We start from the raw sequence: 24,058 nt of genomic DNA on the forward strand, positions 1-24,058 counted from the left end.
CCCCTTCCCCATGTCCGACCCATGGTCTACCAATCCATCATGATCTGGACGATCCCGAACACGCTGACCGTGCTTCGTCTGCTGGCTGCGCCCGGCGTGGCGATCATGTTCCTGTATTTCCACCGCCCTTGGGCCGACTGGCTGGCGCTGACCCTGTTCGTAGGTGCGGCGATCACCGACTGGTTCGACGGCTACCTTGCCCGGCTGTGGAAGCAGGAGTCGAAATTCGGCGCCATGCTGGACCCGATCGCCGACAAGGCGATGGTGGTGATCGCGATCATGGTCCTGACCGGCTACAACGGGATGAACCCCTGGCTGATCCTGCCCGCTACCGTGATCCTGTTCCGCGAGGTCTTCGTCGGCGGTCTGCGCGAATACCTTGGAGCGAAGAGCGGCCAGCTGAAGGTGACGAAGCTCGCCAAGTGGAAGACCACGGCGCAGATGATCGCGATCGCGGTTCTGTTCCTGGGTACCGGCTTTGAGTACCTCAACGGCGTGGCCATGCAGGGGATGACCACCGAGGAATATGTGCAGGCGGTCATTGCCGGAGAGGCCGACCCGATCCGCGCCTGCGGCAAACGGGACTGTGCCTCCTATGCGAACCTCGTCGGCATCTGGCTTCTGTGGATCGCGGCCCTTCTGACGGTCGTCACTGGCTGGGAATACTTCGTCAAGTCCCTGCCCTTCCTGCGGGAGGAAAAGTGATGGATGTGCTTTACTTCGCCTGGGTGCGGGAACGGATCGGACTGCCGCGCGAACGGGTAGAGACGCAGGCCGCAACGGTCGCCGAGCTGGTCGAGGAGCTGCGCGCGCGGGAGGACCGTTATGCCGCGGCCTTCGCCGACCTGACCGCGCTGCGGGTGGCGCTGGATCAGGAACTGGCGGGTTTCGACGCGCCGCTGGCGGGGGTGCGCGAGGTTGCCTTCTTCCCGCCGATGACCGGGGGCTGAGATGCGGGTCGCCGTCCAGTCCGAGGCCTTCGATCTGGGCGCCGAGGTTGCAGCCTTCGCGGCGGCGGTGCAGGGGGCGGGTGCGGTGGTCAGCTTCACCGGCCTCGTCCGGGACGAGGGCGGCCGGCTCTCGGCGATGGAGATCGAGCATTACCCCGGGATGACTGAGAAGGCGATCACAGGCATCGTGGAACAGGCCGTCCGGCGCTGGTCGCTGGCCGATGCGCTGGTGATCCACCGCCACGGGCGGCTGGGTCCCGGCGAGGCGATCATGATGGTCGCCACCGCCGCGCCGCACCGGGCGGACGCCTTCGCGGCGGCGGAATTCCTGATGGACTACCTGAAATCCCGCGCGCCGTTCTGGAAGAAGGAGATCGGCGTTGACGGGGCGGAATGGGTCGCGGCGAAGGGCGCGGACGAGGACGCGCTGAAGCGCTGGTAGTGTCCACGCCGGGCGGCCCGTCCGATCATCGAGAAATCAAGGGCTTGCTTGCGGGCGTTCACCGAATGTCAACCGTGGTGCCCCCCACCCTCTCCCTCCCCCACGGAGGGGGAGGGAAGCGCGGGGCGCGGCGGACGGTCGTCCCGGGCGGTCAGCGGGTGCCGGCGAAGCGGCTGCTCCAGGTCGGTTGCAGGTCCTGCGGGCCGGGGCGGGCGAGATAGATCGCGCGCGCGATGGCTCGGGCAAGGCAGGTTGCGGCGGCGTGACCGAGCTGGAAGCTGTCGGTCAGCGGGCCTTGCAGCTGTCTCGCGCCGGTGGCGACGGAGAAGACGAGGTCTCCGTCGAGCAGCGTGTGTGAGGGGACAAGGGCGCGGGCCATGCCGTCATGCGCGGCCGTGGCCATGCGCTGCGCCTCGGCCTTGGTGAGCGCGGCATCGGTGGCGACGATGGCGATGGTCGTGGCCTCCCCGATACGCTTGCGCGGCAGGGGGGCCTCCTGCGGGATGCGGGGCGCGGGACCGAGGCCGCCGAACTCGGCGCCCTCTTCCCAGGGCGCGGCCCAGAAGTGGGGGGTCTCGCCGACGGTGGCCTGGCCGAGAGCGTTGACCACCACAAGCGCCCCGACGGTCAGGCCGGAGGGGAGGACGCAGGAGGCCGAGCCGAGGCCACCCTTGAGGTTGCCGGTCATCGCGCCGAAGCCCGCGCCGGCGGTGCCGAGGGCGAAGTCTTGCGCAGCGGCCTTGAAGGCTTCGCGGCCTAAGCGGGGATAGGGGCTTTCCGTCCAGTCCTTCTCGCCGCCGTTCAGCAGATCGAAGACGATGGCTCCGGGCACGATGGGCACGGCGACGGGGCCGACGGCGAAGCCGCGTCCGGCGGCGCGCAGGGCCTGCATCACGCCCTGGCCCGCATCGAGCCCGAAGGCGGAGCCTCCCGAAAGGAAGATCGCGTCCACCTCCTGCACCATGCGGTCGGGGGCGAGGAGGTCGGTCTCGCGCGTGCCCGGGGAGCCGCCCATGACGTGAACGGCAGCAGTGAAGGGGCGGTCGGCGGTCAGGACGGTGGTGCCGGACCCAAGCCGCGCGTCATCGGCGTTGCCGACCCGCAGGCCAGGGATGTCGGTGATGAGGTTTCGGGGACCGGGGCGCATGGGACAAGGCTAACCGGCTGTGGGGCGGGCGCAAGGGGCTGCTCCTCGTGCGCCTTCGGCTTCCCGTCGCGGGGCTGCGACGAGCGGCGCAGCCTGCGAGGAGCATTTTGGTCAGAAGTCGAAGATGTCGCTCAGGAAACTGTCCTTGCGCTTCTTGCGGTAACCGTACTTGTAGTCGTCGTCGTCCTTGTAGCGGCGGCGGTCGTCATGGCCGCGCGGCTCGGGCTGATAGACCGGAGCGGTCTGGGGCGCGACGTGGTGCTGCGTGGCGGCCTGCGGTGTCGGGGCCGGCGCGGCATGGGCACCGCCAAGCGAGCGGTCGATGATCTTGTCCAGCTCTCCCCGGTCCAGCCAGACACCGCGGCATTTCGGGCAATAGTCGATCTCGACCCCCGAACGGTCGGTCATCACCAGGGTTTCGCCATCCACCGGGCAGCGCATTCACGTCTCCATCCTTGTGTCGAAGGATAGATGGGGTCGCAAACCGGCCGTGCAAGGGTCGGAAACGGTCTTGCGCAAAAGGCCGCGCGGGCGCAGGAAGGGAGCGAGCCGTGGCGATGGCGTCGCCGCAGGGGTGAACACCCCGACGCTTGCGGGTAACCCCCGCTTCCGTCCTGTACGCCGGGACCTTCCGGGGTCCCGTGGCACATGGCCGGACCCCTGCACACGAGGTCTGGACATGTCGTTGAACCGTCCCGAGATGTACCGCTTTCACAACGGCGGCAAGAAGGACAGGCTGCCCTTCGCCGATCAGGAATACCACGATCGCCTGGCGGGCCTGCGCGAAATCATGGAGATGCACGAGCTGGACGCGGTCGTCCTGACCTCGATGCACAACGTGGCCTATTACTCGGGCTTCCTCTATTGCAGCTTCGGGCGGCCCTATGCCTGCGTCGTGACGAAAACCCAGTGCGTGACGATCAGCGCCGGGATCGACGCGGGCCAGCCGTGGCGCCGCAGCATCGAGGACAACATCACCTATACCGACTGGACCCGCGACAATTTCTGGCGTGCGGTGGTCTCGGTGGTGGGGACCGGCAAGGCTGTGGGCTGCGAGGCGGACCATCTGACGATGGAGCGGGCCGAGAAGTTCAACACCTTCCTGAAGCCGAAGCGGGGGGTCGATGTCGCCCCGGCGACGATGCACCAGCGGATGCGGAAATCTCCGGCCGAGATCGCGCTGATCAAGCACGGTGCCAATGTGGCTGACGTGGGCGGCTATGCGATCCGCGAGGCGATCAAGGTCGGCGCGACGGAGCTTGAAGTGTCCATCGCCGGACGGGATGCGATGGAGCGCGAGATCGCCAAGCGTTTTCCCGACGCCGAATACCGCGACACCTGGGTCTGGTTCCAGTCCGGGATCAACACCGACGGCGCGCACAACCCGGTGACGAACCGCAAGCTGAAGCACGGGGATATCCTGTCGCTGAACTGCTTCCCGATGATCTCGGGCTATTACACCGCGCTGGAGCGGACGCTGTTCGTGGGTGAGGTGGACGAGGCCAGCATGAAGGTCTGGCAGACCAACATCGACAGCCATGAATTCGGGATGAAGCTTCTGAAGCCCGGTGCCTCGTGCGCCGAGATCACCATGAAGATCAACGAGTTCCTGGCCGAGCGGCAGATGCTGCAATACCGGACCTTCGGTTATGGGCATTCGTTCGGGGTGCTGTCGCACTACTACGGCCGCGAGGCGGCGCTGGAGTTGCGCGAGGACATCGACACGGTGCTGGAGCCGGGGATGGTCATCAGCATGGAGCCGATGCTGACGATCCCGGAAGGCATGCCGGGGGCGGGCGGCTACCGTGAGCACGACATCTTCGTCGTGACCGAGGACGAGCCCGAGGACATCACGCATTACCCCTACGGACCCGCCTTCAACGTGGTGGGCTGAGGGATCGGGCCGGGGGATGCCCCGGCCCGTCCGCTTCAGGCGCGCTTGATGACGCGGATCAGGAGCAGGAGGATCACCGCGCCAAGGGTGGCGGCGATGATCGCGCCGACAATGCCGCCGCCGAACGAAAGGCCGGCATAGGGCAGGATCAGCCCGGCGATGAAGGCGCCGACGATGCCGACGACGATGTTGCCGATGATGCCGAAGCCGTAGCCCTTGACGATCAGCCCGGCCAGCCAGCCGGCGATGGCGCCGATGACGAGTGTGACGATGAGTGCTTCGATGGCCATGCGGTTCCCCTTTTCAGTCGCTTCTGGATGGAGCGGTACGGCTACAATGCGCGAAGTTCCGCCGGGTTCCCTGCCGGAACCGCTAGATATGGAATAATCCCGGCGGCATGCGCTGCATATGCGACGCGGCCGGCCCGCGCGGACCGCACAGAATCGAACAGGACCCGCTCATCAGGCCAGCTTCGGCCGCGAAGATTCGGAAAAGCCTGCATTTTTGGGCTTGACGCATGGGCGCGACCGTGGCGCAAGTGGCAGAAGCTGCCCTTGAACCCGAGTCTGCCAAGTGACCCTGCTTCCTGCCCGGATCCTTGCGATCCTTGCCCTTCCCATGCTTGCCGCCTGTGCCAGCATCCCGAAACCGCAAGAGCCGGTGGTCGTGCCCGGCTATGAAGGCATCCAGGACGGCGCCTTCTTCATCGAGCCGGTGCCAGAGCAGTATCTGTTCGAGAGCAACCGCCGGACCGAGGTCGCCTATGCCGGCGACGAGGCGCCGGGGACGGTGGTCGTCGATACCTATGCGCGCAAGCTCTATCTGGTGGGCGAGGGCGGGACGGCGACCCGCTATCCGATCGCGGTCGGTCGCGAGGGGCTGTCCTTCCGGGGCAATGGCGTGATCGGGCGCAAGGCGGAATGGCCGTCGTGGCAGCCCACCGCCAACATGATCCGCACCCGGCCCGACCTTTACGCGGCCTATGCCGGGGGCCTGCCAGGCGGCCTGCAGAACCCGCTGGGCGCGCGGGCGCTGTATCTCTATCGCGGCGGGCGCGACACGATGTTCCGCATCCATGGCACGTCCGACGCCGCTTCGATCGGCCACGCGACCAGCGCGGGTTGCATCCGGCTGTTCAACCAGGATGCCATCGACCTGTACAACAAGGTGCCGACCGGAACCCGCGTGAAGGTCCGGACCGAGGCCGAGAGCCTGGCGCTGGAAGGCCCGCAGATGATCGACGCCTATGGCCGGCTGGTGCCTCAGACGCCGGAGAACATCGCCAAGAAGCAGCGCGACGAGATCGCGATCGCCAAGCAGGAGGCGCAGGACCGTGCCGCCTTCGAGAAGGCCGAGCGCAAGCGGCTGGCCGCCTGTGACCGTCGTGGCATCGCCCCCGAGGAATGTCCGCGTCCGGTCGTCTCGGGCACCTCGGTGACGGTGGGCACCCGCGGCTAAACCCGGATCACATAGTCCTTGAGGGTGGTCTGCACGACCTCCCAGGTCCCCTCGAAGCCCGGGCGGATGATCAGGCTGTCGCCCGGGTGCAACTGGGTGACGCTGCCGTCCGCCCCGGTCAGGATCGAATAGCCCGACAAGATGCGGAAATATTCCCATTCCGAATAGCTCACGCGCCACTTCCCGGGGGTAGACTGCCAAAGCCCGCAGTAAAGGCCGTCGCGGTCCTCAAGGTTCCAGGTGGTATGGACCGGGTTGCCCGAGAGGAGACGGTCGGGGGCCGGGCCGCCGATCTCGGGGGTGATGCCGTCACGGCTGACGCGCTGGATGAGGGTCATGGGCTTCTCCTTTCGGCGCATTCAGGCCGCGCGGCACCGGCGCGTCAACCCCGTGACGCTGCGACCGGCGGTGCTGCGCTGCGGCGCAAATTTGTTGCGGCGGCCTTCCGCTTGTGCCCATATGGCGGGCAGAATGTGAATTGCGCGGAGGCATCCATGAGCGCCACGTCCCCCGTCCGGCCCGTGCTGCCCCCCGACATCCGCGCCCGAAAGGGCGGTGCGCCGCTGGTGGTGCTGACGGCCTATTCCACCCCTGTCGCCCGGCTGGTCGATGCGCATTGCGACATCGTGCTGGTTGGGGATTCGGTTGGGATGGTGATCCATGGGCTGCCGTCCACACTGGGCGTTACGATGGAGATGATGATCCTGCACGGGAAGGCTGTCGTGCGGGGCTCGCAGAAGGCGATGCCGGTGATCGACATGCCCTTCGGGTCCTACGAGGAGGGGCCGGCGCAGGCGTTCCGCAATGCCTCTCGCCTGATGGCCGAGACCGGCGCCCCGGCGGTGAAGCTGGAGGGTGGGCAGCACATGGCCGAGACCATCGCCTTCCTTACCGCGCGCGGCGTGCCGGTGATGGCGCATGTGGGCCTGACCCCGCAGTCGGTGAACACCCTGGGCGGCTACAAGGTGGTGGGCCGGGCCGAGGAGGCCGAGAAGGTGATGGCGGACGCGAAGGCCACCGAGGCGGCCGGGGCATTCTCGGTGGTGCTGGAAAAGGTGCCGGCGGGTCTTGCGGGGCGCATCACGGCGACGCTGTCGATCCCGACCATCGGCATCGGCGCGGGGGTGGATTGCGACGGGCAGGTGCTGGTCGTGGACGACATGCTGGGCCTGTTCACCGACTTCCGGCCGAAGTTCGTGAAGCGCTATGCCGAGCTGGGCAAGGCCGCCGACGCGGCCATCGCCGCCTATGCCGCCGAGGTGCGCTCGCGCGCCTTTCCCGCGGCAGAGCACAGCTTCCCGGACGAGTTGCCGGCGAAGGAGAAGAAATGATCCCGATCCTGCGGACGGTGGCCGACCTGCGCGCCCTTGCGGGGGGCTGGAAGGCACGGAACGAGGTGGTGGGCGTTGTCCCAACCATGGGCGCGCTGCACGACGGGCACCTGTCCCTCGCCCGGCGCGCGCGGGCGGAGTGCGACCGGGTCATCACCACGATCTTCGTGAACCCCAAGCAGTTCAACAATCCCGAGGACCTGAAGAAATACCCCCGCAGCGAGGATGCCGACGCCGCGCTTCTTGCCACGGTCCCGGTGGACGCGATCTTCGCGCCCCCGGTCGAGGAGGTCTACCCCGACGGCTTCATCACCACGGTCAGCATGACCGGCGTGGCGCAGCCGCTGGAGGGCCACATGCGCCCCGGACATTTCGACGGGGTGGCGACGGTGGTGACGAAGCTCTTCGGGATGTCGCTGGCCGACAAGGGCTATTTCGGCCAGAAGGACTGGCAGCAGTTGCAGGTGGTGCTGCGGCTGGTGCGCGACCTGAACATTCCGGTGCAGGTGGTGGGTTGCGAGACGATCCGCGAGCCGGACGGGCTGGCCATGTCCAGCCGCAACGTGCGCCTGACGGCGGAGGGGCGGGCCAAGGCACCGATCCTTTACGCCGCGATCACCCGCGCCGCCGACGACATCCGCGCCGGCCATGCCGACCGCATGGCGATCCGCGAGGCGGCCGAGACGATGCGGAAGGCGGGGTTCGAGCGGGTGGAATACATCGAGTTGCGCGATGCCGAGACGCTGATGCCTTCGGACGACCCGCGCCGCCCGCGCCGGATGCTGGCGGCGGCCTGGATCGACGGGGTGCGGCTGATCGACAACATTCCCGTCTGAGGGCCGGGTATTGAAAGGAGCGCTGGCGCGCGCGCCTTTTGTCTCGTCGTCGGGCTGCGCCTCCTCCTCGGGTGATGGGGGCGCTTCGCCCCCCATACCCCCAGAGAGTATTTGTCAAAGGGCAAGTGCCGGGGGCGGGATTCCGCGCTTGGCGGACGGGGGAACTTGCTGCAAGACTTCCCCCCATGACGGGTCCCATCAATCGGGGCCGGGATGATGTAATTCGCTGTTACTTCACTATGTGATGCAGATGTGGTTCAACGGAGGGTCGGATGGCCGATTTCGAGACGCAGATCAGGGAAAGCCAGGCTCAGGTCGCGCAGACGCAGGCGAAGATCAGCGAGATCACCAGCCGGATCGAAGCGGCGCGGTCGAAGCTGGACCAGGGTGTGGAGCTGGACGTCGAGAACGCCACGCTTGAGGATGTGGCCAAGCATACCGAGCTGATGAACGCGAACATCGCGGAACTCATCATGGGGCTGGACGACGTGACTGCGGGATTCTCGAAGGAATTCAGCGAGATGCGGTCGAAGACCGGGATGGAGTCCTTCATCGGCATCTTCTCGCCGGCGAAGGCGGAATCGATGCGGCAGGAGCGGATGCGCGCTGCCACCATCGACGACAAGTTGCAGGACCTGATTTCCAAGTCGGACGTGATCGTTAAGCTGTTGCAGGGGCAGCTGGACCTGCTGAACACCCAGAAGACGCGGGTGGAGGGGAACCTGGCCTCGACCCTGACGGAGCGGGAAGAGACGGTGGCGGCCTTGGAAGCGGTGCGGAAGGAAGTCGCCGCCCTGGACCCGAAGATCATCGAGCTGGAGAACAAGATCAGCGTCGAACAGGACGCGGCGGCGCGGACCAGGCTGGAGACGGAGCTGGCGACGCTGAATGCGAAATACAACGCGCTGGTGCAGGACGAGCAGGTGAAGCTGGCGAAGTCGCAGACGCTGGAGCGGTATATCGAGAAGGGCAAGACCTGGGTCGACAGTCTGCAGAACCAGGCGGCGACGCAGCTGGTGCTGATCAACAAGCTGCAGACGGATACCAAGCAGCGGGTGGTGCTGTACGACGCGCTGACCTCGTCCTTGAAGACCGCGCAGCAGCAGGACGTGGCGCACCGGATCAACGAGATCGGGGTGAAGACCGACCAGGAGGCCCAGACCGCGATGGCGGCGATCGGGGCGGCGACCAACGACAAGATGGCCGACATGCTGGAAGCGCATGAGGGTCACATGGTCTTTGCCCGCCAGATCCTGGAGCAGAAGGCGAAGGCGGATGAACGCTTCGCCCGGCGCTTTGCGGCGATTGTCGAGAAGCACGACAAGAACGCGTATGGGGAATGAGGTTTCGGCTGCAGCAACTGGGTTTGTTTGCGATAGCCGCAATTCTGCAAGCATACCCGATTTGGCGGGGCCTATCCGCGCAAGAAGGCAGCGCTGATCCACCGGTCCTGGTCACGGACATCTGGATGCCTGCGCTTTCGGGCGTAATCCTCGCGTTTGTAGCTTATCGCGGAGTAGCCTGGGCTCTCTGGTCTCCTGAAAGGAGCCGAATGATTCTGACGCGAAGCGGCCTGACGGAAGCCAATGTGATCAGCGGAAGATTTGCCGGGTTTTGGCGCTGGTTTCTTGATGTCGATAAGAACGGTCAACCACGCGATGCCTGACCCCACCGTCAAAGACGTCCTCACCTCGGACCACCATGAGCTTTACGACACGCTTGTCGCGCGGCGGTATTTTGCCAAGTTCGACCGGATCACCGGGCATCTGGGCCGGGTGGCGGCGGAGGTGGAGGCCGAGGGGCGGCTGACGCGGACCGAGGCTCGGGTACTCGGGCGGTATCTGACGGCGGTTGCGGGGACGTTCCGGGCGCTCAATCACAAGTACCTGATGACGGGTCGGGGCGAGGGGGCTCCGCGCCTGACCATCGACCGGCATGAAAGCGGATTTCCGGTGGCGCAGGAACTCATGACAATGGCCGTCGATGCCCAGCAGGCTGAAAAGCATCTGGCCGGCATGCCCTCGGAGGCGGAGCTGAAAGACCGGATGATCCGGCAGATCGTGGGGGACCAGATGGTCCCCACCGCGCTGCAATTCGCCTTGTCGCAGCGATACTACTATGAGGCTTTGGCGGCCGGCGGCATCTTCTGGGCGCGGAACGACCCGGACGCGCAGTGGATCGAGGATCTGGGCGAGCGGCGGCATTTCCTGGTGCATTGGGCGGTCTGGGACACTCAGAGCAACCTGCCGGTGGTCTACCTCATGGACCTGGAGGACTCGGGCAAGCGCCCGATCCTGAACGATGCCTACCGCTGGCCGCAGGCGCAGGCGGCCCTGATGGCGCAGTCGGTGGGCGGGCTGAAGCTGCTGACCATCGCCACCGGGTTCGACAAGGACTTTGCCGACCTGCACCCCAAGCGGCTGCGGCGGATCATCCTGGGGCCGATGTATTCGGCGAGCTTTACCTTGCAGTCCGGCCCGATCTCGAAGGTGCTGGAGGGCGCGAAGGCGCCGGAGGGCGAGGATTGGGCGCTGGTCTGGACGGTGGAGGACCTGGTCAGCGACCGTGAGGAAGAGGTGAAGGACGGGTGGTTCTCGACCGTCGGGCGGCAGGTCTACAAGCTGGACCCGGTAGCGGGGGCCGAGCTTGGCGCCACGCGGCAGGACCGGATGATCATCCTGCCGGAGAAGCCCTATCAGGTGCTGGTGGAGCAGAACCCGCGGGGGCTTCAGGGATTGCGGAAGTTCGTGGTCGGGGCCGGGGGGCGGCTTATTCCGACGTTGTGATTGCTGAGCCCCCGGGGGCGCTGCCCCCGGACCCCCGGGATATTTGTGAACAGAAGAAAGGGGTTGCCGGATGACCACGCGCGATACGATGGAGCTGAAGGAAGAGACGATCCGGGCGCAGTACGAGGCAGCCCTTGGGATGGTCTTCGGCTTCGATCACGCGCCGCGGCTGGCGAAGCCCCTGGTCGCGGCACCGGTGGCGGAGCGGTCGCCGGGGATCGGGACGCGACCGACGTTCCGCTCGACCGTGCCGGGGATGGCGGCGCGCTCGACGACGCGGCCGAGCGGGGTGCGGCTGGCGGAGCGGATCGAGGGGCTGGGGGATGGGCTGGTCTCGCCGGTCCAGGCGGCGGTGCTGAATGCGATGCGCCGGGCGCTGGCGATTGCGCTGGCGATGGGGGAGACGTTTGCGGCCCAGTCCGGCTTGGCGGAACTGAAGAAGGCGAACCTGGAGGGGCGGGTGCCGGATGCGCGCCGCGCGGAGTTCGGGGAGTTGTTGCAGGGCGAGGCGCTGGTGGTCTTGTTCACCTTTGCCAATGCGCTGGCGTATCTCATCGCGCCGCATGTGGGGCCGGGGACGGTGGAGCTGGGCGAGGTGGAAGAGGTGCTGACCGACAATGCTCCGCTGGCCTTGCAGGGCGCGCTTTGGGAGCTGGACCAGGACATCGGGGCACTCGCCACCGATGATGTGAAGCTGGTGGCGGTGGTGTCGGCCTTTGCCGAGGCCTTGATGAAGAAGGTGCAGATCCGGGCGGAGAACGGGGCGCGGACCTCGGTGTTTACGGCGGGATCCTGGAAGGTGGAGGCCGACGGGCTGACCATCGCGGGGTTCAAGCCGGCGAAGGCTGCGAAGGGTGGCATGATCGCCATGGCCTTCAAGAAGCCGCATGAGGTGGTGGGGAACCACATCGCCAAGTACCAGTCGCTGCGGCTGTCGAAGATGCTGATGGCCTATGATTTCGAGCGGCGACTGAACCCGTTTGCGGAGCTTGGCGGGTTCATCTTCACCTTCATGGGGGATGGGAAGCCGGGGACGGGGAAGACGACGCTGATCCAGATGATGGCGGGATTGCTGAACGATTACTGCAAGGTGGCGGGGTATCCGTTTCGGTATCAGAACTTCTCGATCGACCAGATCGACAGCTACCAGGGCAAGTCGGGGCAGAATGCCAAGGCGTTCATCGACGCGATCCTCGACCCTTCGGTCATCGGCTTCGGGACCATCGACGACATCGACCAGGTGGCGGGCAAGCGCGGGGACCGGCAGTCCAGCGCGGGCCAGCAGGAGGTGACGGCGGTCTTCATGCAGGCCTTTGCGGGGGCGGGAACGGTGGTGCGGGGGAACTGCAGCTTCGGGATGTTCAGCAACTTCCCCGAGAACGTGGACGACGCCCTGCGCCAGCGGGCCGGGGCGCGGTTTCTGGTCGACGGGCCGCAGACGAAGGAAGACTACATCGACATCCTCTCCCTTCTGCTGGGGAAGAACCATTCCATCCCGGTGGGGGATCACCAGCTGTTCGCGGCGCAGGAGATCAGGAAGGCCGTTGCCGCGTCCTTCGAGGGCCATTCGAAGCCGCATGAGGAGGGGCTCCTGAAGGTCTGGGACCGGGTGTCGCGGGAGATCGGGAAGCTCGATACCCTGGCGAAGATCGGGGCCTACCTGAAGGCGATCCAAGAGGCGGATGAAAGGTTCACAGGCCGCGCGATCAAGAACATCACCGATGCGGTGAAGGTCCGGGCGATGGACTTTGAACTGCCGGACGAATGGATGGAGGCGCCGGACCTGTTCCTCTTCAAGCCCTATGACGAGAAGCTGGCGATGATCAAAGGGCTGATGACCCCGATCACGGTGGAGATGGTGATCCAGGAGATCAACCGCTACGCCGACAGCGAATTCCGCTATGCCGACAAGTCGGACGAGGTGGCCATCGAGGCCATGGTGCGCGACTTTGGCCGGACGGAAGAGGCGAAGCGGCGGTATCTGGAGGGGAAGGGGTGATGAAACTCACCACTCAAATCCGTTTGATCTTCTTGCCAATTCTTCTCGCTTCCGCGCCAACTAGTGCGGATGCCTACTCGATGCGCTGCAAGTTGCATCAGGTCTTTCAGCTGACGGCCGAAGGGGCTTTTCAACCTAACTCACTGGAATCTGCGTATCTTGAGAACGACATGGTCGTCGACATGACAACCGGAGTTGTTTACCACGCTGGCTTTGGGACGGAGTACTACCCAATAAAGAAAATTCTCGACGGAGGCTCGCGCTCCTCATCTTTCAAATTACTTGCCTCATCCATTCCCGGACCCGCCTCAGATTTTGACCATGCAACATTTGTGAACACCACTTACCTGCAAATTGATACTTGGGTGGCAGAAACAGAGAAGCCGTTCATTGTGATCGAAAGCCAAAATGTGGGTATAGGCCTCTGCCAATGAAACTCCCCATTCAACGTGAAATGGTGGCAGGGAACTTGATCGAGGTCTCCTCTCCCGCCCCCCACGCCCACCCCCTCCCCAAGAGGGGGTGGGGAGGCGCTTCTTCGGTTTGCGTGGGCGCCAGTGGCGGCCGGATTGGCCCTCCCTCCCCCTTGTGGGGAGGGTTGGGGTGGGGGGCCCTGGGCATGGGGCGTAACGCATGACCGGCATCCACCCCATCACACGGGCTAGGGCGCGGAGGCTGCGGGCGGAGATGACGCCGCAGGAGCGGAAGGTCTGGGCGAAGCTGCGGGAGTTGAACCGGATGCTGGGGCTGCATTTTCGGCGGCAGGCGCCCATCGGGCCGTTCATCGCGGATTTCGCGGATCTGGGGCGGCGATTGGTGATTGAGATTGATGGCGGTGGGCATGGTGGGGAGCGGGATATTCGGCGGGATGACTGGTTGGTGTCTCAGGGGTTTCAGGTGTTGCGGTTCTGGAATCCGGAGGTTTCGGGTAATATCGAGGGGGTGATGCAGGTGATCTTCGATGCGGTTGGTGGCGGGGAATTGGCAGACGCCCCCCCACCCCATCCCTCCCCCACGCGGGGGGAGGGAGGCACTCAACCTTCGGCGATGTGCGAGACGGCGGGCCGAGGCGCCTCCCCTCCCCCGCGTGGGGAGGGGCTGGGGGTGGGGGGCACGCCGCAAGACAGAGGCGCCCCGTCAAAAGGAAGCACGCCATGAAACGCCTCATCCAACGCGGCCTCATGTTCGGGAACCTGATCGAGGTCTCCTCGCCCGCCCTTGTCGAACGCTACAACCGGGCGCTCAAGCACCTTACCGGCAAGACCACGAAGCTCGACGATTTCCACATCGACCTCTCCGGCTATTCGCCCGAGATCGGGGATGAGCTTAACGACCATCTCTACCTCAACCCCAACGGGGCGAACCGGCAGTTCATCCTGCTCACCACGGCCCAGAAGGATGCGCCGCTTCTCAACATCAAGTTCTCCACCAGCAGGGGGATCCTGACGCAGTTCATCGAGAAGAACGAGGCTCAGCTTTTCGCCCTGACCGCGCGGGATGCGGTGGCGGGGGAGTTGCAGAACTCGGTCTACGCCTTCGACTCGCCGGCCAAGCTGTTCGACATACGGCAGGTGACGGTCGAGGCGGATACGATTGGCGGGCATGTCGCGGATGCGGGGAAGCTCGCGAAGCTGATCGAGCGGTTCCGGCAGGAGCCGGACGGCTGGCGCGACGATGTGCTGATCGCCGAAATGATCGGGCTGGCGAAGAAGACGGGCGACGTGACGCGGGTGCCGATCTCGCTTCCGGCGATGACCTTCAGCCAGGCGAACTTCTGGACCAGCCATTTCGGCGGCATCTACATCTTTCAGGGGGTGCGCTATCCGGCGGCGATCTCCACGCTGGACTGGCGCAGCCTGGGCGAGGTGCCGATCGCGCAGGTCATGGACCTGACGCACCGCAACCAGATCGCCGACTGGCTGGAGCGGAACGGGCTGGTGGAGCCCATCGTGCAGGCGCGGGGGGCGGATGCGGCGGCGATCCTGCGGCAGAAGATGGATTTCATCCTGGTCGATGCCGCCGACCGGCTGGGGATCGAGGTCGGCGACGCCCGCCGCACCGAACTCCGCAAGGTGGCCTACAAGCTGGGGACCGCTCTGCCCGAGGAGTTCCTGGGGCTGGCGGCGCTGCTGAGGTGGGTCGAGGCCGGGGGGCCGTGGCCGAAGATCACCAGTGAGCATCCGGCCTATTTCTACACGCTGCGCGGCAAGGGGCCGGACCGGGACCTGGTGAACATGCTTCTGTCGGAACTCTCGCCAATGGACGTGCGGCAGATGTTCATTGTCCACAAGGAGCTGTTCTACGCCCAGTATGCCACCTGGTCCGAGGCCAAGAAGACCTATGTGGCGGATTTCCTGGCGCGGGAGTATCAGGTGGACCGCGAGGGCGCGCGCACCGCGCTGTTCGGGCCGGAGCCGAGCATGGACGAATTGCACCGCCCGCAGATGGCCGAGGGGCCGAGGCCGGTGCGGCCGCCCGTGGTAGGGCCCTGGGGAACGGGGAGACGGTAGATGGGTTGGCTGCGCCTTGCGTTCTTCATGTATGTCTTCCTGACGATCGCCTATTTCCTGACCTCGATCTACTCGCGCAGCGTGCGGCGCGAGAAACTGGAGAAGGAATGGGACAGCGACCCGGCGCGCGAGGGGCTGAGCGCGCAGGAACGCCGCGCCTTCATCGAGGCGGGGATGGTGCATTACGACAAGGGGCTGAAACGGCGCCTGTTGTGGCTTATCTATATCGTCCCGACGATCGGCTTCCTGGCCACGATCTATGTCATCAACTGGACCTGAAAGGACGCGCGCATGTGGACCAAGATCAAATGGGGCATCCGCATCCTTCTGGTGCTGATCGTCGGGCTGTTCCTGCACTACACCCTGCCGCAGCGCGACGTGGTGCAGATCATCAACACCTACAACCGCATCACCCAGATCGGCGGCAACTGGATGTTCTATTCGATCGAGGACACCGGCACCGGGGCCGAGATCTCGACGACCTCGCGCGATATCCGATACATCGACGCGGTCTTCGATGGCGGCAAGACGATGACCTACCGCAATGAGGATACGGGCTGGTTCTGGCCGCCGTATTTCAAATGGAATTCCAGCACCTTGCAGGCCGAGGCGACCAATGCCGCGCGCACGCCGGGGCAATGGGTTGCCGTGACGCATTACGGCTGGCGGCTGCCGATCTTTTCCATCTTTCCGAACGCGGTATCGATCCGCCCGGTCGAGGGGCCGGACGTGACGCTGATCCCCTGGGTCAACATCGTCATCCTCGGTTTCCTGGCCTTCCTGGCCTTCATGATCCGCAAGATGTGGTTGCAATTCCGCGAGCGGATGGTCGATCCGGCCCTGGCCGATGTGGGCGAGACCTTCGATGCGGCGGGTGCGAAGGTCGAGGCCGCAAGGAAGGAGGCGCGGGGCTTCTTCGGGCGGATCGGGGCCTGGCTGAACACCTGGAAGGCGAAGAAGTAGGGGCGGGGGCCCAAAATTCTTCGGCGAAGAATTTCGGGCTGAACCGTCGCGTCAGGCGCGGAGCGTCCCGCCGGTGGCCTTGGTGACCTTCTCGATGATCTTGGCCGACACGGCCTCGATCTCGGCCTCGGTGAGCGTCTTGTCCTGCGGTTGCAGGCGGACGGTCAGGGCGATGGACTTCTTGCCCGCGCCCATCTGCGCCTCGGCCTTTTCACCGGTGAACTGGTCGAAGACGCGCACCGACTCGATCAGGGTCTTGTCGGCACCCTGTGCGGCATTGACGGCGGTCAGGGCCTCGACCCGGGCATCCACCACGAAGGCGAAATCGCGCTCGACCGCCTGCAGGTCGCTGATCGCAAGGGCGGGGCGGGTTGGCGTCTTCACCTTCGGCGCGGGGATGTTGGCGACAAGGATGGCGAAGGCCACGGCGGGGCCTTTCACGTCCATCGCCTGCAGGATGCGCGGATGGACCTCGCCGAAGGTGGCCAGCGTGTTGGGGCCGAGGCCGATCACGCCAGAGCGGCCGGGGTGCCACCAGTCGGCGACCTTGCGGGTGATCTGGACGCGGGTGGGTGCGCCGAGGGCTGACAGCACCGCTTCGGCATCGGCCTTGGCGTCGAACACATCGACCATGCGGCGCGAACCGTGCGGATCGCGCGGGGCGGCGGCGCCGACCAGAAGGCCCGCTGCTTGCAGGTGCTGGTCGCCGGGTTCGCCGCCGTGGAAGGCGGGGCCGATCTCGAACAACGCGAGGTCCATGAAGCCGCGCGCCTGGTTGCGGGCGGCGGCGGCTAGGAGGCCGGGAAGGAGGTCGGGGCGCAGGTGCGTCATCTCGGAGGAGATGGGGTTTTCGACGCGGACGGCTTCGGTCCCGCCGCCGAAGAGCGTGGCGGCCTTCGCGTCGATGAAGCTGTAGGTCACGCATTCGTTGTAGCCCAGGGCCGCGATGGTGCGGCGGGCGGTGCGTTCGCGGACCTGGAGGGGCGTCAGGACCGGACGCGGCACGCCCGGTTGGGTGCGGGCCATCGGCGCGCCCTGCAGTTTCGTCAGGCTGGCGATGCGGGCGACTTCCTCGACCAGGTCGGCGTCGCCGAGGATGTCGGGGCGCCAGCTGGGCGGGGTCACGGCGTTGCCGCTCAGGGTGAAGCCCAGCGCCTGAAGCGTGGCGCGCTGGGTGGCTTCGGGGATGTCCATGCCGACAAGGCTGACCACGCGGGCGGGGTCCAGCTGGTAGCTGCGCGCGGTGTCGATGGGGGCGCCGTCCTGGACCACTGTCCCGGCCTCGCCGCCGCAGAGGTCGAGGATCATCTGCGTGGCAAGTTCAAGGCCCGGGAGCGTGAAGGCCGGATCCACCCCGCGTTCAAAGCGGTAGCGGGCGTCGGAGTTGATCTTCAGCGCGCGCCCCGTCGCGGCGATGGTGATGGGGTCCCACCAGGCGGATTCGAGGAAGACATCCGTCGTCTCGGGCGTGCAGCCCGAGGCCTCGCCGCCCATGATTCCCGCGAGGGATTCCGGGCCGTGGTCGTCGGCGATGACCATTTGTCCGGAGGAGAGGGTGTAGGTCTTGCCGTCGAGCGCGAGGAGCGTCTCGCCGTCCTTTGCGGGACGGATCACCAGGTCGCCCTTGACCTTGGCGGCGTCGAAGACGTGCAGCGGGCGGTTCAGGCCGAAGGTGAAGTAGTTGGTGATGTCCACCAGCGCCGAGATGGGCCGCAGACCAATGGCCTTGAGCCGGGTCTGCATCCAGTCGGGCGAGGGGCCGTTCCTGACGCCGCGGATCAGGCGGCCGGCGAAATGCGGGCAGCCTTTCGCCTTCAGCGCGGGGTCGATCTTCACGCCGATCGGGGTCGGGAAGCTACCCGCGACCGGGGTCACGGTGACGGGTTTCAGTTGGCCCAGGCCACGGGCCGCGAGGTCGCGGGCGATGCCGTGGACGCCCAATGCGTCGGGGCGGTTGGGGGTGACCTTGATCTCGATCACCGGGTCGTTCAGGCCGCGATAATCAATGAAGCGCACGCCAAGGGGTGCATCGGCGGGCAGTTCGATGATGCCGTCGTGGTTGTCCGACAGCATGAGTTCGCGTTCCGAGCAGAGCATCCCGTTGGAATCGACGCCACGGATGTTGCCGGGTTTCAGGTCCACGCCGGTCCCCGGAATATGCGTTCCGGGGGGAGCGAAGACGCCGATCAGGCCGGTTTTCGCGTTCGGTGCGCCGCAGACGACCTGGACTTCCTCCGACCGGCCACCGGGGCCTTCCGGGTAGGTCTCTACCCGGCAGACGCGGAGGCGGTCGGCGTTGGGGTGCTGGACGGCCTCGATCACCCGGCAGATGCGGAACGGCCCCAGCGCGGCGGCGGGGTCCTCGATGCCCTCGACTTCCAGGCCAAGGTCGGTCAGCGCCTCGCCGATGGTCTCGACGGTGGCCTCGGTGTCGAGGTGATCCTTCAGCCAGGACAGGGTGAACTTCATCGCGCAGGCCTCCAAACTTCGGGCTTCCGATTAGCGGAAAGCGGGGGGAAGGGGAAGCGTCAGGAGGCGAGGCGGGCGTAGAGGTTGAACAGGCCGAAGAGGATCGGCTGGTGGACGAGGTAAATGATGAGCGAATGGCGGCCGGGGAAGGTGAGCGCGCGCAGGACGGGCGAGGGCGCGGCGCCGCGCCAGAGGTCGAGGCGCAGGGCCTTGGCCGTGGCGAGCCCCGCGAGCGCCGGGGCGGCCCAGGGGACGAGGGGGACGTAATCGCCCATCATCGGCCGGCTTTCGGCAAGGCCGGTCCAGACCAGCCAGATCGGGTCGAGCGCGGCGAAGCGCGGGCCCCAGGCGGCAGCGAAGATCGCCAGGGCAAGGGCGAGCGTCACCGGCCAGGGCAGGCGCAGGGCGAGAAGGCCGAGGAAGGCGGTGGCGGCCATGGCATGCAGGATGCCGAACCAGATCGGCCCGCCCGGCACCAGCCAGATCGAGGCCGTGGTGACGATCGCGGCGGCGGCGGCCAGCTTGATCCAGCGCTTCCAGAAGGCGGGCCAGCGGATGCCACGGCCATGCGCGATCCAGAGGCTGACGCCCGAGAGGAACAGGAAGCTGCCCGCGATCATCCGGGCGAAATAATACCAGAAGGGCTGGCCCATCGTGCCGCGGTCGATGTAGCCGAAGAGCGCCAGATCGAAGGTGAAATGGAAGATCACCATGCAGACGACGGCCAGCGTCCGCGCCAGGTCGAGCGAGGTCAGGCGGCCGGGCGGAAGCAGATCGGGCGTTGCGGACATGGCGCGAAGGTGGCGCGGAACGGCGGGCGCCGCAAGGCCGGGCAGGCGGTGCCGGCGGAGGGGTGCGCGGGATCAGATCTCTTCGATGGCCAGGACGCCCTGCATCGCCTTGATCGCGCCCTTGATCTGCGGGGTCACGGGATAGCTGTCGGGGAGCGCGATGTCGATCTCGCGCCCGTCGGGATCGGTGACGCAGAGCGTGATCGCGGCACGGCTGCGGCCCTCGACCCGGGACAGGAGCGCGGCGAGCGAGGCCACGGCCTCGGGGCGCGAGAGGTGGATGCGCAGGTCCTGCGCGCCGGCCTGGGCGGCGACGCTGTCGATGGGCGCGACCGACTGGGCGAGGAGCTTGAGCGTGTCGCCTTCCAGTTCGGCCTTGACGGTCAGGACGACATTCGACCCGGCATCCAGGAAATCGCGGGAGGCCTCGAGCACCTCGGAGAAGCAGGTGACCTCGTAAAGCCCGGTCGGGTCGGAGAGCTGGATGAAGGCGTAACGGTTGCCCTTGGCGGACTTGCGTTCCTGGCGGGAGGCGACCGAACCCGCGAGCTTGGCGATGCAGGGGCCGCGCTCGGCCTTGGCCGTGACCTGGGCCAGCGTCTCGACCCCCTTCTTGCGCAGCGCCGACATGTAGTCGTCGAGCGGATGGCCGGAGAGGTAGAAGCCGACGGCCTGGTGTTCCTGGGCGAGGCGTTCGGTCGGAAGCCAGTCGTCGCGGAACGGCAGGCGCGGCTCGGGGATGTCGGCGCCCGCGCTGCCGAAGAGCGAATTCTGGGCGGAGACCGCGGCCTCGTGGATGGCGGCGGAATAGGCGACGAGGGCGTCCAGCGCCTCGAACACGCGGGCGCGGTTGGGGTCGAGCGCGTCGAAGGCCCCGGCGCGGGCCAGCATTTCGAGGGGGCGCTTGCCGATGCGTTTCAGGTCCACGCGGCGGGCGAAGTCGAAGAGGCTGGCGAAGGGTTTCTCCTGGGCCGAGGCGGGGTGCCCCCCACCCCCATCCCCTCCCCACGAGGGGGAGAGGAGGCGCGGGGTGTCGGACGGTCGCGCGGTCGTTTCCCCGGCGGTCCGGGCCTGGACGATCAGGTTCATCGCCTCGACGCCGACATTCTTCAGGGCGCCGAGGCCATAGACGATGGCGCCGTCGCGGACGGTGAACGTGGCGAGCGAGGCGTTGACGCAGGGGGCCACGGTCCTGATCCCCAGCTTGTCCACCTCGCGCTTGTAGACCGCGAGCTTGTCGGTGAGGTGGATGTCGCAGTTCATCACCGCCGCCATGAACTCGGCCGGGTAGTTGGCCTTGAGATAGGCGGTCTGGTAGCTGACCACGGCGTAGGCCGCGGCGTGGGACTTGTTGAAACCGTAGTTGGCGAATTTCTCCAGCAGGTCGAAGACTTCGCCCGCCTTCTTGGCGTCGATCCCGTGGGTGGCCTTGCAGCCCTCGATGAACTTGGGCCGCTCCTTCGCCATTTCCTCGGGGATCTTCTTGCCCATCGCGCGGCGCAAGAGGTCGGCGCCGCCGAGCGAGTAGCCCGCCATGACCTGCGCGATCTGCATCACCTGTTCCTGGTAGACGATGATGCCCTGGGTTTCCTTCAGGATGTGGTCGATGGTGGGATGGATCGACTCGATCTCGCGCAGGCCGTTCTTGACCTCGCAATAGACCGGGATGTTTTCCATCGGGCCGGGGCGGTAGAGCGCCACCAGCGCCACGATGTCCTCGATGCAGGTGGGTTTCATCCGCCTGAGCGCGTCCATCATGCCCGAGCTTTCGACCTGGAACACCGCGACGGTCTTCGCGCTGGCGTAGAGGTCGTAGGTCGGCTTGTCGTCGAGCGGGATCAGGTTGATGTCGAAGCTGATCCCGCGCAGGGCCAGAAGGTCCATCGCGTTCTGGATCACGGTCAGGGTCTTCAGGCCGAGGAAGTCGAACTTCACCAGACCGGCTGCTTCTACCCATTTCATGTTGAACTGGGTCGCGGGCATGTCCGAGCGCGGGTCGCGGTAGAGCGGCACCAGCTGATCCAAGGGGCGATCGCCGATCACGACGCCGGCGGCGTGGGTCGAGGCGTTGCGGTAGAGGCCTTCGATCTTGGCGGCATAGTCCAGAAGGCGGCCGACGACCTCTTCCTTCGCGGCCTCGCGCAGGCGGGGCTCGTCGGCCAGCGCCTTGGTGATGCTGACGGGCTTCACGCCTTCCGTGGGGATCATCTTGGACAGCTTGTCCACCTGCCCGTAAGAGAGTTGCAGCACCCGGCCCACGTCGCGCACGGCGGCTTTGGACAGAAGGGCGCCGAAGGTGATGATCTGGGCCACCTTGTCGCGGCCGTATCTTTCCTGGACATAGGCGATGACCTCCTCGCGCCGGTCCATGCAGAAGTCGATGTCGAAGTCGGGCATCGAGACCCGTTCGGGGTTCAGGAACCGTTCGAAGAGAAGCGCATAGCGCAGGGGGTCAAGGTCGGTGATCGTCAGCGCATAGGCGACGAGGCTGCCCGCGCCCGACCCCCGGCCCGGGCCGACCGGGATGCCGTGGTCCTTGGCCCATTTGATGAAGTCGGCCACGATCAGGAAATAGCCGGGGAAGCCCATCTTCTCGATGATCCCGAGCTCGAAATCGAGGCGTTCCTGGTATTCCTCGGGCGTCGCCGAATGGGGGATGACCTTCAGGCGGGCCTGGAGCCCCTCGTTGGCCTGGCGGCGGAGTTCCTGCACCTCGTCATCAGCGAATTTCGGCAGGATCGGCTTGCGCTTAGCGGCAGCATAGGCGCAGCGGCGGGCGATCTCGACGGTGTTCTCCAGCGCCTCGGGGAGGTCGGCGAAAAGCGCGACCATCTCGGCCTCGGACTTGAAGTAGTGCTGCGGCGTCAGGCGCCGGCGGGGCTGCTGCTGGTCGACATAGGCGCCCTCGGCGATGCAGATGAGGGCGTCGTGCGCCTCGTAGAGGTCGGGCTTGGGGAAGTAGACATCGTTGGTGGCGACGATGGGCAGGCCGAGTTCGTAGGCAAGGTCGATGGCGCCGCGTTCGGCCAGCGCCTCCTGTTCCGGCAGTGCGCCACCGGGGCCGGGATGGCGTTGCAGTTCGACATAGAGGCGGTTCGGGTAGAACGTGACGAGGCGTTCGAGAAGCGCGCGGGCCTTGGCGTGCTGGCCGGTGGCATGGAACCGGCCAAGAGGGCCTTCGGGGCCGCCGGTCAGGCAGATCAGGCCTTCCGAGTGCTGCGCGAGTTCGTCGAGGGTGACCTGCGGGAGATTGGCCGAGCCGCACATCGCGCCCTCGATGTAGAGGAGCGTGTTGAGCCGCATCAGGTTCAGGTAGCCGCGTTCGTTCTGGGCCAGAAGGACGATGGGCGCGGGGTTTCGCGGCTTTTCGCCCGGTTGGGCCGGGTCATGGGCGATGCTGATCTGGCAGCCGACGATGGGCTGGACGCCTGCGCCCATGGCGGTGACGGAAAACTCCAGCGCAGCGAACATGTTGTTGGTGTCGGTCACGGCCACGGCGGGCATGGCCTGCGCGGTGCAGAGGCCGACGAGCTTCTTCACCGGCACTGCGCCTTCCAGAAGCGAATGTTCGGTATGGGTGCGGAGGTGGATGAATCGGGGATGTGCGCCGGGCATGGGGTAGAGTTACCCGGCCCGGCGCGATGGAGGAAGCCCCCTCAGGCGAGGCGCGGCAGCGGGCGCAGCGTGGCCAGGGCCGCCATGACGAGCACCGCCGCCAGACCCACGAGGACGCCAAAGTCGCTCCAGCCAGGTTTGGTCACCATCAGGAAGACGATGGCGAACTGGATGGAGTAGTCGATCGCCGCAAGACGCTGGACCCGCCGCATCAGCGGCAGCGCGGCTTCGGGGCCGGCGGTTTCCTCGAGTTTCAGCACACGCTCGCAGGAGGGGCCAAGAATGAGCGCGCCGAAGCCCGCAGTGAACAGCACTCCGGCAAGACCGAGGACGGTGAAGGGCTGCCAGCCCCAGCCCGCCAGGAACAGCAGCGCGACGCCCGTGGCGAGGGTGAAGACGCTGATCGGGATGAAGAGCCGCGGGGCCATGAGGACGGTGGCACGCACCACCGCCATCTGCGCCTGGGCGCCGGCGTGGCGGGACATCAGGATCGTGGCGAGGATCATCGCAAAACCGCCGCCGACCCAGAGGACGGCGGCGAGAACGTGAGCGAATTTGAGGAAAGTGATGTAGTCCATGGTGGAATCCGGTTTTCTTGATCAAATGGTCAGGGGCGTATAATCGGGGCTGTGGCCGGCCGCGAGTAAGGATTACCTTACGTCAACGTCAGCCTGAAATCGCGGCGCTGCGGCTGGAATTTTCGGCAAATCCGGAAAACAGCTTCGCCTTTTGCCAAGGAAATAACTGTTGCCTTGAATCGTCCCTGCTTGCTTGATGAATGGACAAGAAGAAGGGGCGCGAGGACTGCTTTACGCCGCATCGGGCGGCCTCGCAATCTGCCCCAAACGGGGAGACCGCGGCGGACAG

The 24,058-nt window shown here is 66.2% G+C and carries 23 protein-coding genes; 15 read left to right on the forward strand and 8 right to left on the reverse strand.

The window, feature by feature from the left end; translation table 11 throughout:
* Positions 1 to 39: 39 nt before the first annotated feature.
* From pgsA to ACK4IU_RS06950, 3 genes are read left to right on the forward strand one after another with little or no spacing between them, the layout of a single operon-like run.
* Positions 40 to 705, forward strand: coding sequence for a CDP-diacylglycerol--glycerol-3-phosphate 3-phosphatidyltransferase (gene pgsA / locus ACK4IU_RS06940; protein WP_409733192.1), 666 nt, complete (start codon positions 40 to 42; stop codon positions 703 to 705).
* Positions 705 to 950 (forward strand): molybdopterin converting factor subunit 1, encoded by a 246-nt coding sequence (gene moaD, locus ACK4IU_RS06945; protein ID WP_409733015.1) that lies wholly within the window; start codon positions 705 to 707, stop codon positions 948 to 950. The genes pgsA and moaD overlap by 1 nt, the downstream gene beginning before the upstream one ends.
* A gap of 1 nt (position 951) precedes the next feature.
* Complete coding sequence (locus tag ACK4IU_RS06950; RefSeq protein WP_409733017.1) at positions 952 to 1,392, forward strand: molybdenum cofactor biosynthesis protein MoaE; 441 nt, start codon at positions 952 to 954, stop codon at positions 1,390 to 1,392.
* A 151-nt stretch (positions 1,393 to 1,543) separates the two neighbouring features.
* Here ACK4IU_RS06950 and ACK4IU_RS06955 read toward each other — a convergent pair whose 3' ends face one another.
* Positions 1,544 to 2,539 (reverse strand): P1 family peptidase, encoded by a 996-nt coding sequence (locus ACK4IU_RS06955; RefSeq protein WP_409733019.1) that lies wholly within the window; start codon positions 2,537 to 2,539, stop codon positions 1,544 to 1,546.
* Positions 2,540 to 2,650: 111 nt separating this feature from the next.
* A complete protein-coding gene (locus ACK4IU_RS06960; RefSeq protein ID WP_409733021.1) occupies positions 2,651 to 2,980 on the reverse strand; it encodes a zf-TFIIB domain-containing protein in 330 nt (109 codons plus the stop codon).
* 244 nt (positions 2,981 to 3,224) lie between these two features.
* On the opposite strand from ACK4IU_RS06960, the gene ACK4IU_RS06965 reads away from it, so the two are divergent.
* Positions 3,225 to 4,433 carry an aminopeptidase P family protein gene (locus ACK4IU_RS06965; protein ID WP_409733194.1) on the forward strand — a complete coding sequence of 403 codons (1,209 nt, stop codon included), beginning with the start codon at positions 3,225 to 3,227 and terminating at the stop codon, positions 4,431 to 4,433.
* Between the two features lie 35 nt (positions 4,434 to 4,468).
* Here the strand turns inward: ACK4IU_RS06965 and ACK4IU_RS06970 are convergent, their stop codons facing one another.
* Positions 4,469 to 4,723: a GlsB/YeaQ/YmgE family stress response membrane protein gene (locus ACK4IU_RS06970; RefSeq protein ID WP_409733023.1), complete on the reverse strand. Its 255-nt coding sequence runs from the start codon at positions 4,721 to 4,723 to the stop codon at positions 4,469 to 4,471.
* Positions 4,724 to 5,051: 328 nt separating this feature from the next.
* Between ACK4IU_RS06970 and ACK4IU_RS06975 the strand changes: the two genes are divergently transcribed.
* Positions 5,052 to 5,891 carry a L,D-transpeptidase gene (locus ACK4IU_RS06975; RefSeq protein ID WP_409733196.1) on the forward strand — a complete coding sequence of 280 codons (840 nt, stop codon included), beginning with the start codon at positions 5,052 to 5,054 and terminating at the stop codon, positions 5,889 to 5,891.
* On the opposite strand, the gene ACK4IU_RS06980 is transcribed toward ACK4IU_RS06975, so the two are convergent.
* Positions 5,888 to 6,229 (reverse strand): cupin domain-containing protein, encoded by a 342-nt coding sequence (locus ACK4IU_RS06980; RefSeq protein WP_409733025.1) that lies wholly within the window; start codon positions 6,227 to 6,229, stop codon positions 5,888 to 5,890. The genes ACK4IU_RS06975 and ACK4IU_RS06980 overlap by 4 nt on opposite strands.
* A 156-nt stretch (positions 6,230 to 6,385) precedes the next feature.
* Between ACK4IU_RS06980 and panB the strand changes: the two genes are divergently transcribed.
* The 10 genes from panB (at position 6,386) to ACK4IU_RS07030 (ending at position 16,316) form a co-directional block, all read left to right on the forward strand.
* Positions 6,386 to 7,222, forward strand: coding sequence for a 3-methyl-2-oxobutanoate hydroxymethyltransferase (gene panB, locus ACK4IU_RS06985; RefSeq protein WP_409733027.1), 837 nt, complete (start codon positions 6,386 to 6,388; stop codon positions 7,220 to 7,222).
* The gene (gene panC, locus ACK4IU_RS06990) at positions 7,219 to 8,058 is read left to right on the forward strand and encodes a pantoate--beta-alanine ligase (protein WP_409733029.1); all 840 of its coding nucleotides are present in this window, start codon (positions 7,219 to 7,221) and stop codon (positions 8,056 to 8,058) included. The genes panB and panC overlap by 4 nt, the downstream gene beginning before the upstream one ends.
* A gap of 272 nt (positions 8,059 to 8,330) precedes the next feature.
* Complete coding sequence (locus ACK4IU_RS06995; protein WP_409733031.1) at positions 8,331 to 9,401, forward strand: hypothetical protein; 1,071 nt, start codon at positions 8,331 to 8,333, stop codon at positions 9,399 to 9,401.
* A 288-nt stretch (positions 9,402 to 9,689) separates the two neighbouring features.
* Positions 9,690 to 10,844, forward strand: coding sequence for a hypothetical protein (locus tag ACK4IU_RS07000; protein WP_409733033.1), 1,155 nt, complete (start codon positions 9,690 to 9,692; stop codon positions 10,842 to 10,844).
* Between the two features lie 70 nt (positions 10,845 to 10,914).
* Positions 10,915 to 12,843, forward strand: coding sequence for an ATP-binding protein (locus tag ACK4IU_RS07005; RefSeq protein ID WP_409733035.1), 1,929 nt, complete (start codon positions 10,915 to 10,917; stop codon positions 12,841 to 12,843).
* Positions 12,843 to 13,277 (forward strand): hypothetical protein, encoded by a 435-nt coding sequence (locus ACK4IU_RS07010; protein ID WP_409733037.1) that lies wholly within the window; start codon positions 12,843 to 12,845, stop codon positions 13,275 to 13,277. The genes ACK4IU_RS07005 and ACK4IU_RS07010 overlap by 1 nt, the downstream gene beginning before the upstream one ends.
* 199 nt (positions 13,278 to 13,476) lie before the next feature.
* Entirely contained in the window at positions 13,477 to 14,001 is a 525-nt protein-coding gene (locus ACK4IU_RS07015; protein WP_409733039.1) for an endonuclease domain-containing protein, read from the forward strand.
* Positions 13,998 to 15,353 (forward strand): DUF6638 family protein, encoded by a 1,356-nt coding sequence (locus tag ACK4IU_RS07020; protein WP_409733041.1) that lies wholly within the window; start codon positions 13,998 to 14,000, stop codon positions 15,351 to 15,353. The genes ACK4IU_RS07015 and ACK4IU_RS07020 overlap by 4 nt, the downstream gene beginning before the upstream one ends.
* A complete protein-coding gene (locus ACK4IU_RS07025) occupies positions 15,354 to 15,632 on the forward strand; it encodes a hypothetical protein (RefSeq protein ID WP_409733043.1) in 279 nt (92 codons plus the stop codon).
* A 12-nt stretch (positions 15,633 to 15,644) separates the two neighbouring features.
* Positions 15,645 to 16,316: a DUF1523 family protein gene (locus ACK4IU_RS07030; RefSeq protein WP_409733045.1), complete on the forward strand. Its 672-nt coding sequence runs from the start codon at positions 15,645 to 15,647 to the stop codon at positions 16,314 to 16,316.
* Between the two features lie 51 nt (positions 16,317 to 16,367).
* Here the strand turns inward: ACK4IU_RS07030 and pheT are convergent, their stop codons facing one another.
* The 4 genes from pheT to ACK4IU_RS07050 all read right to left on the reverse strand — a co-directional run bounded on the left by pheT (position 16,368) and on the right by ACK4IU_RS07050 (position 23,769).
* Positions 16,368 to 18,785 carry a phenylalanine--tRNA ligase subunit beta gene (gene pheT, locus ACK4IU_RS07035; RefSeq protein WP_409733047.1) on the reverse strand — a complete coding sequence of 806 codons (2,418 nt, stop codon included), beginning with the start codon at positions 18,783 to 18,785 and terminating at the stop codon, positions 16,368 to 16,370.
* A 59-nt stretch (positions 18,786 to 18,844) separates the two neighbouring features.
* Positions 18,845 to 19,576 (reverse strand): heparan-alpha-glucosaminide N-acetyltransferase, encoded by a 732-nt coding sequence (locus ACK4IU_RS07040; RefSeq protein ID WP_409733049.1) that lies wholly within the window; start codon positions 19,574 to 19,576, stop codon positions 18,845 to 18,847.
* Between the two features lie 72 nt (positions 19,577 to 19,648).
* A complete protein-coding gene (gene dnaE / locus ACK4IU_RS07045; RefSeq protein WP_409733051.1) occupies positions 19,649 to 23,191 on the reverse strand; it encodes a DNA polymerase III subunit alpha in 3,543 nt (1,180 codons plus the stop codon).
* 41 nt (positions 23,192 to 23,232) lie between these two features.
* Positions 23,233 to 23,769, reverse strand: a complete 537-nt coding sequence (locus ACK4IU_RS07050; RefSeq protein WP_409733053.1) for a DUF2269 family protein — start codon at positions 23,767 to 23,769, stop codon at positions 23,233 to 23,235.
* Positions 23,770 to 24,058 lie beyond the last annotated feature (289 nt).

It is taken from the genome of Tabrizicola flagellatus (assembly GCF_046295235.1).
GTDB lineage: Bacteria > Pseudomonadota > Alphaproteobacteria > Rhodobacterales > Rhodobacteraceae > Tabrizicola > Tabrizicola flagellata_A.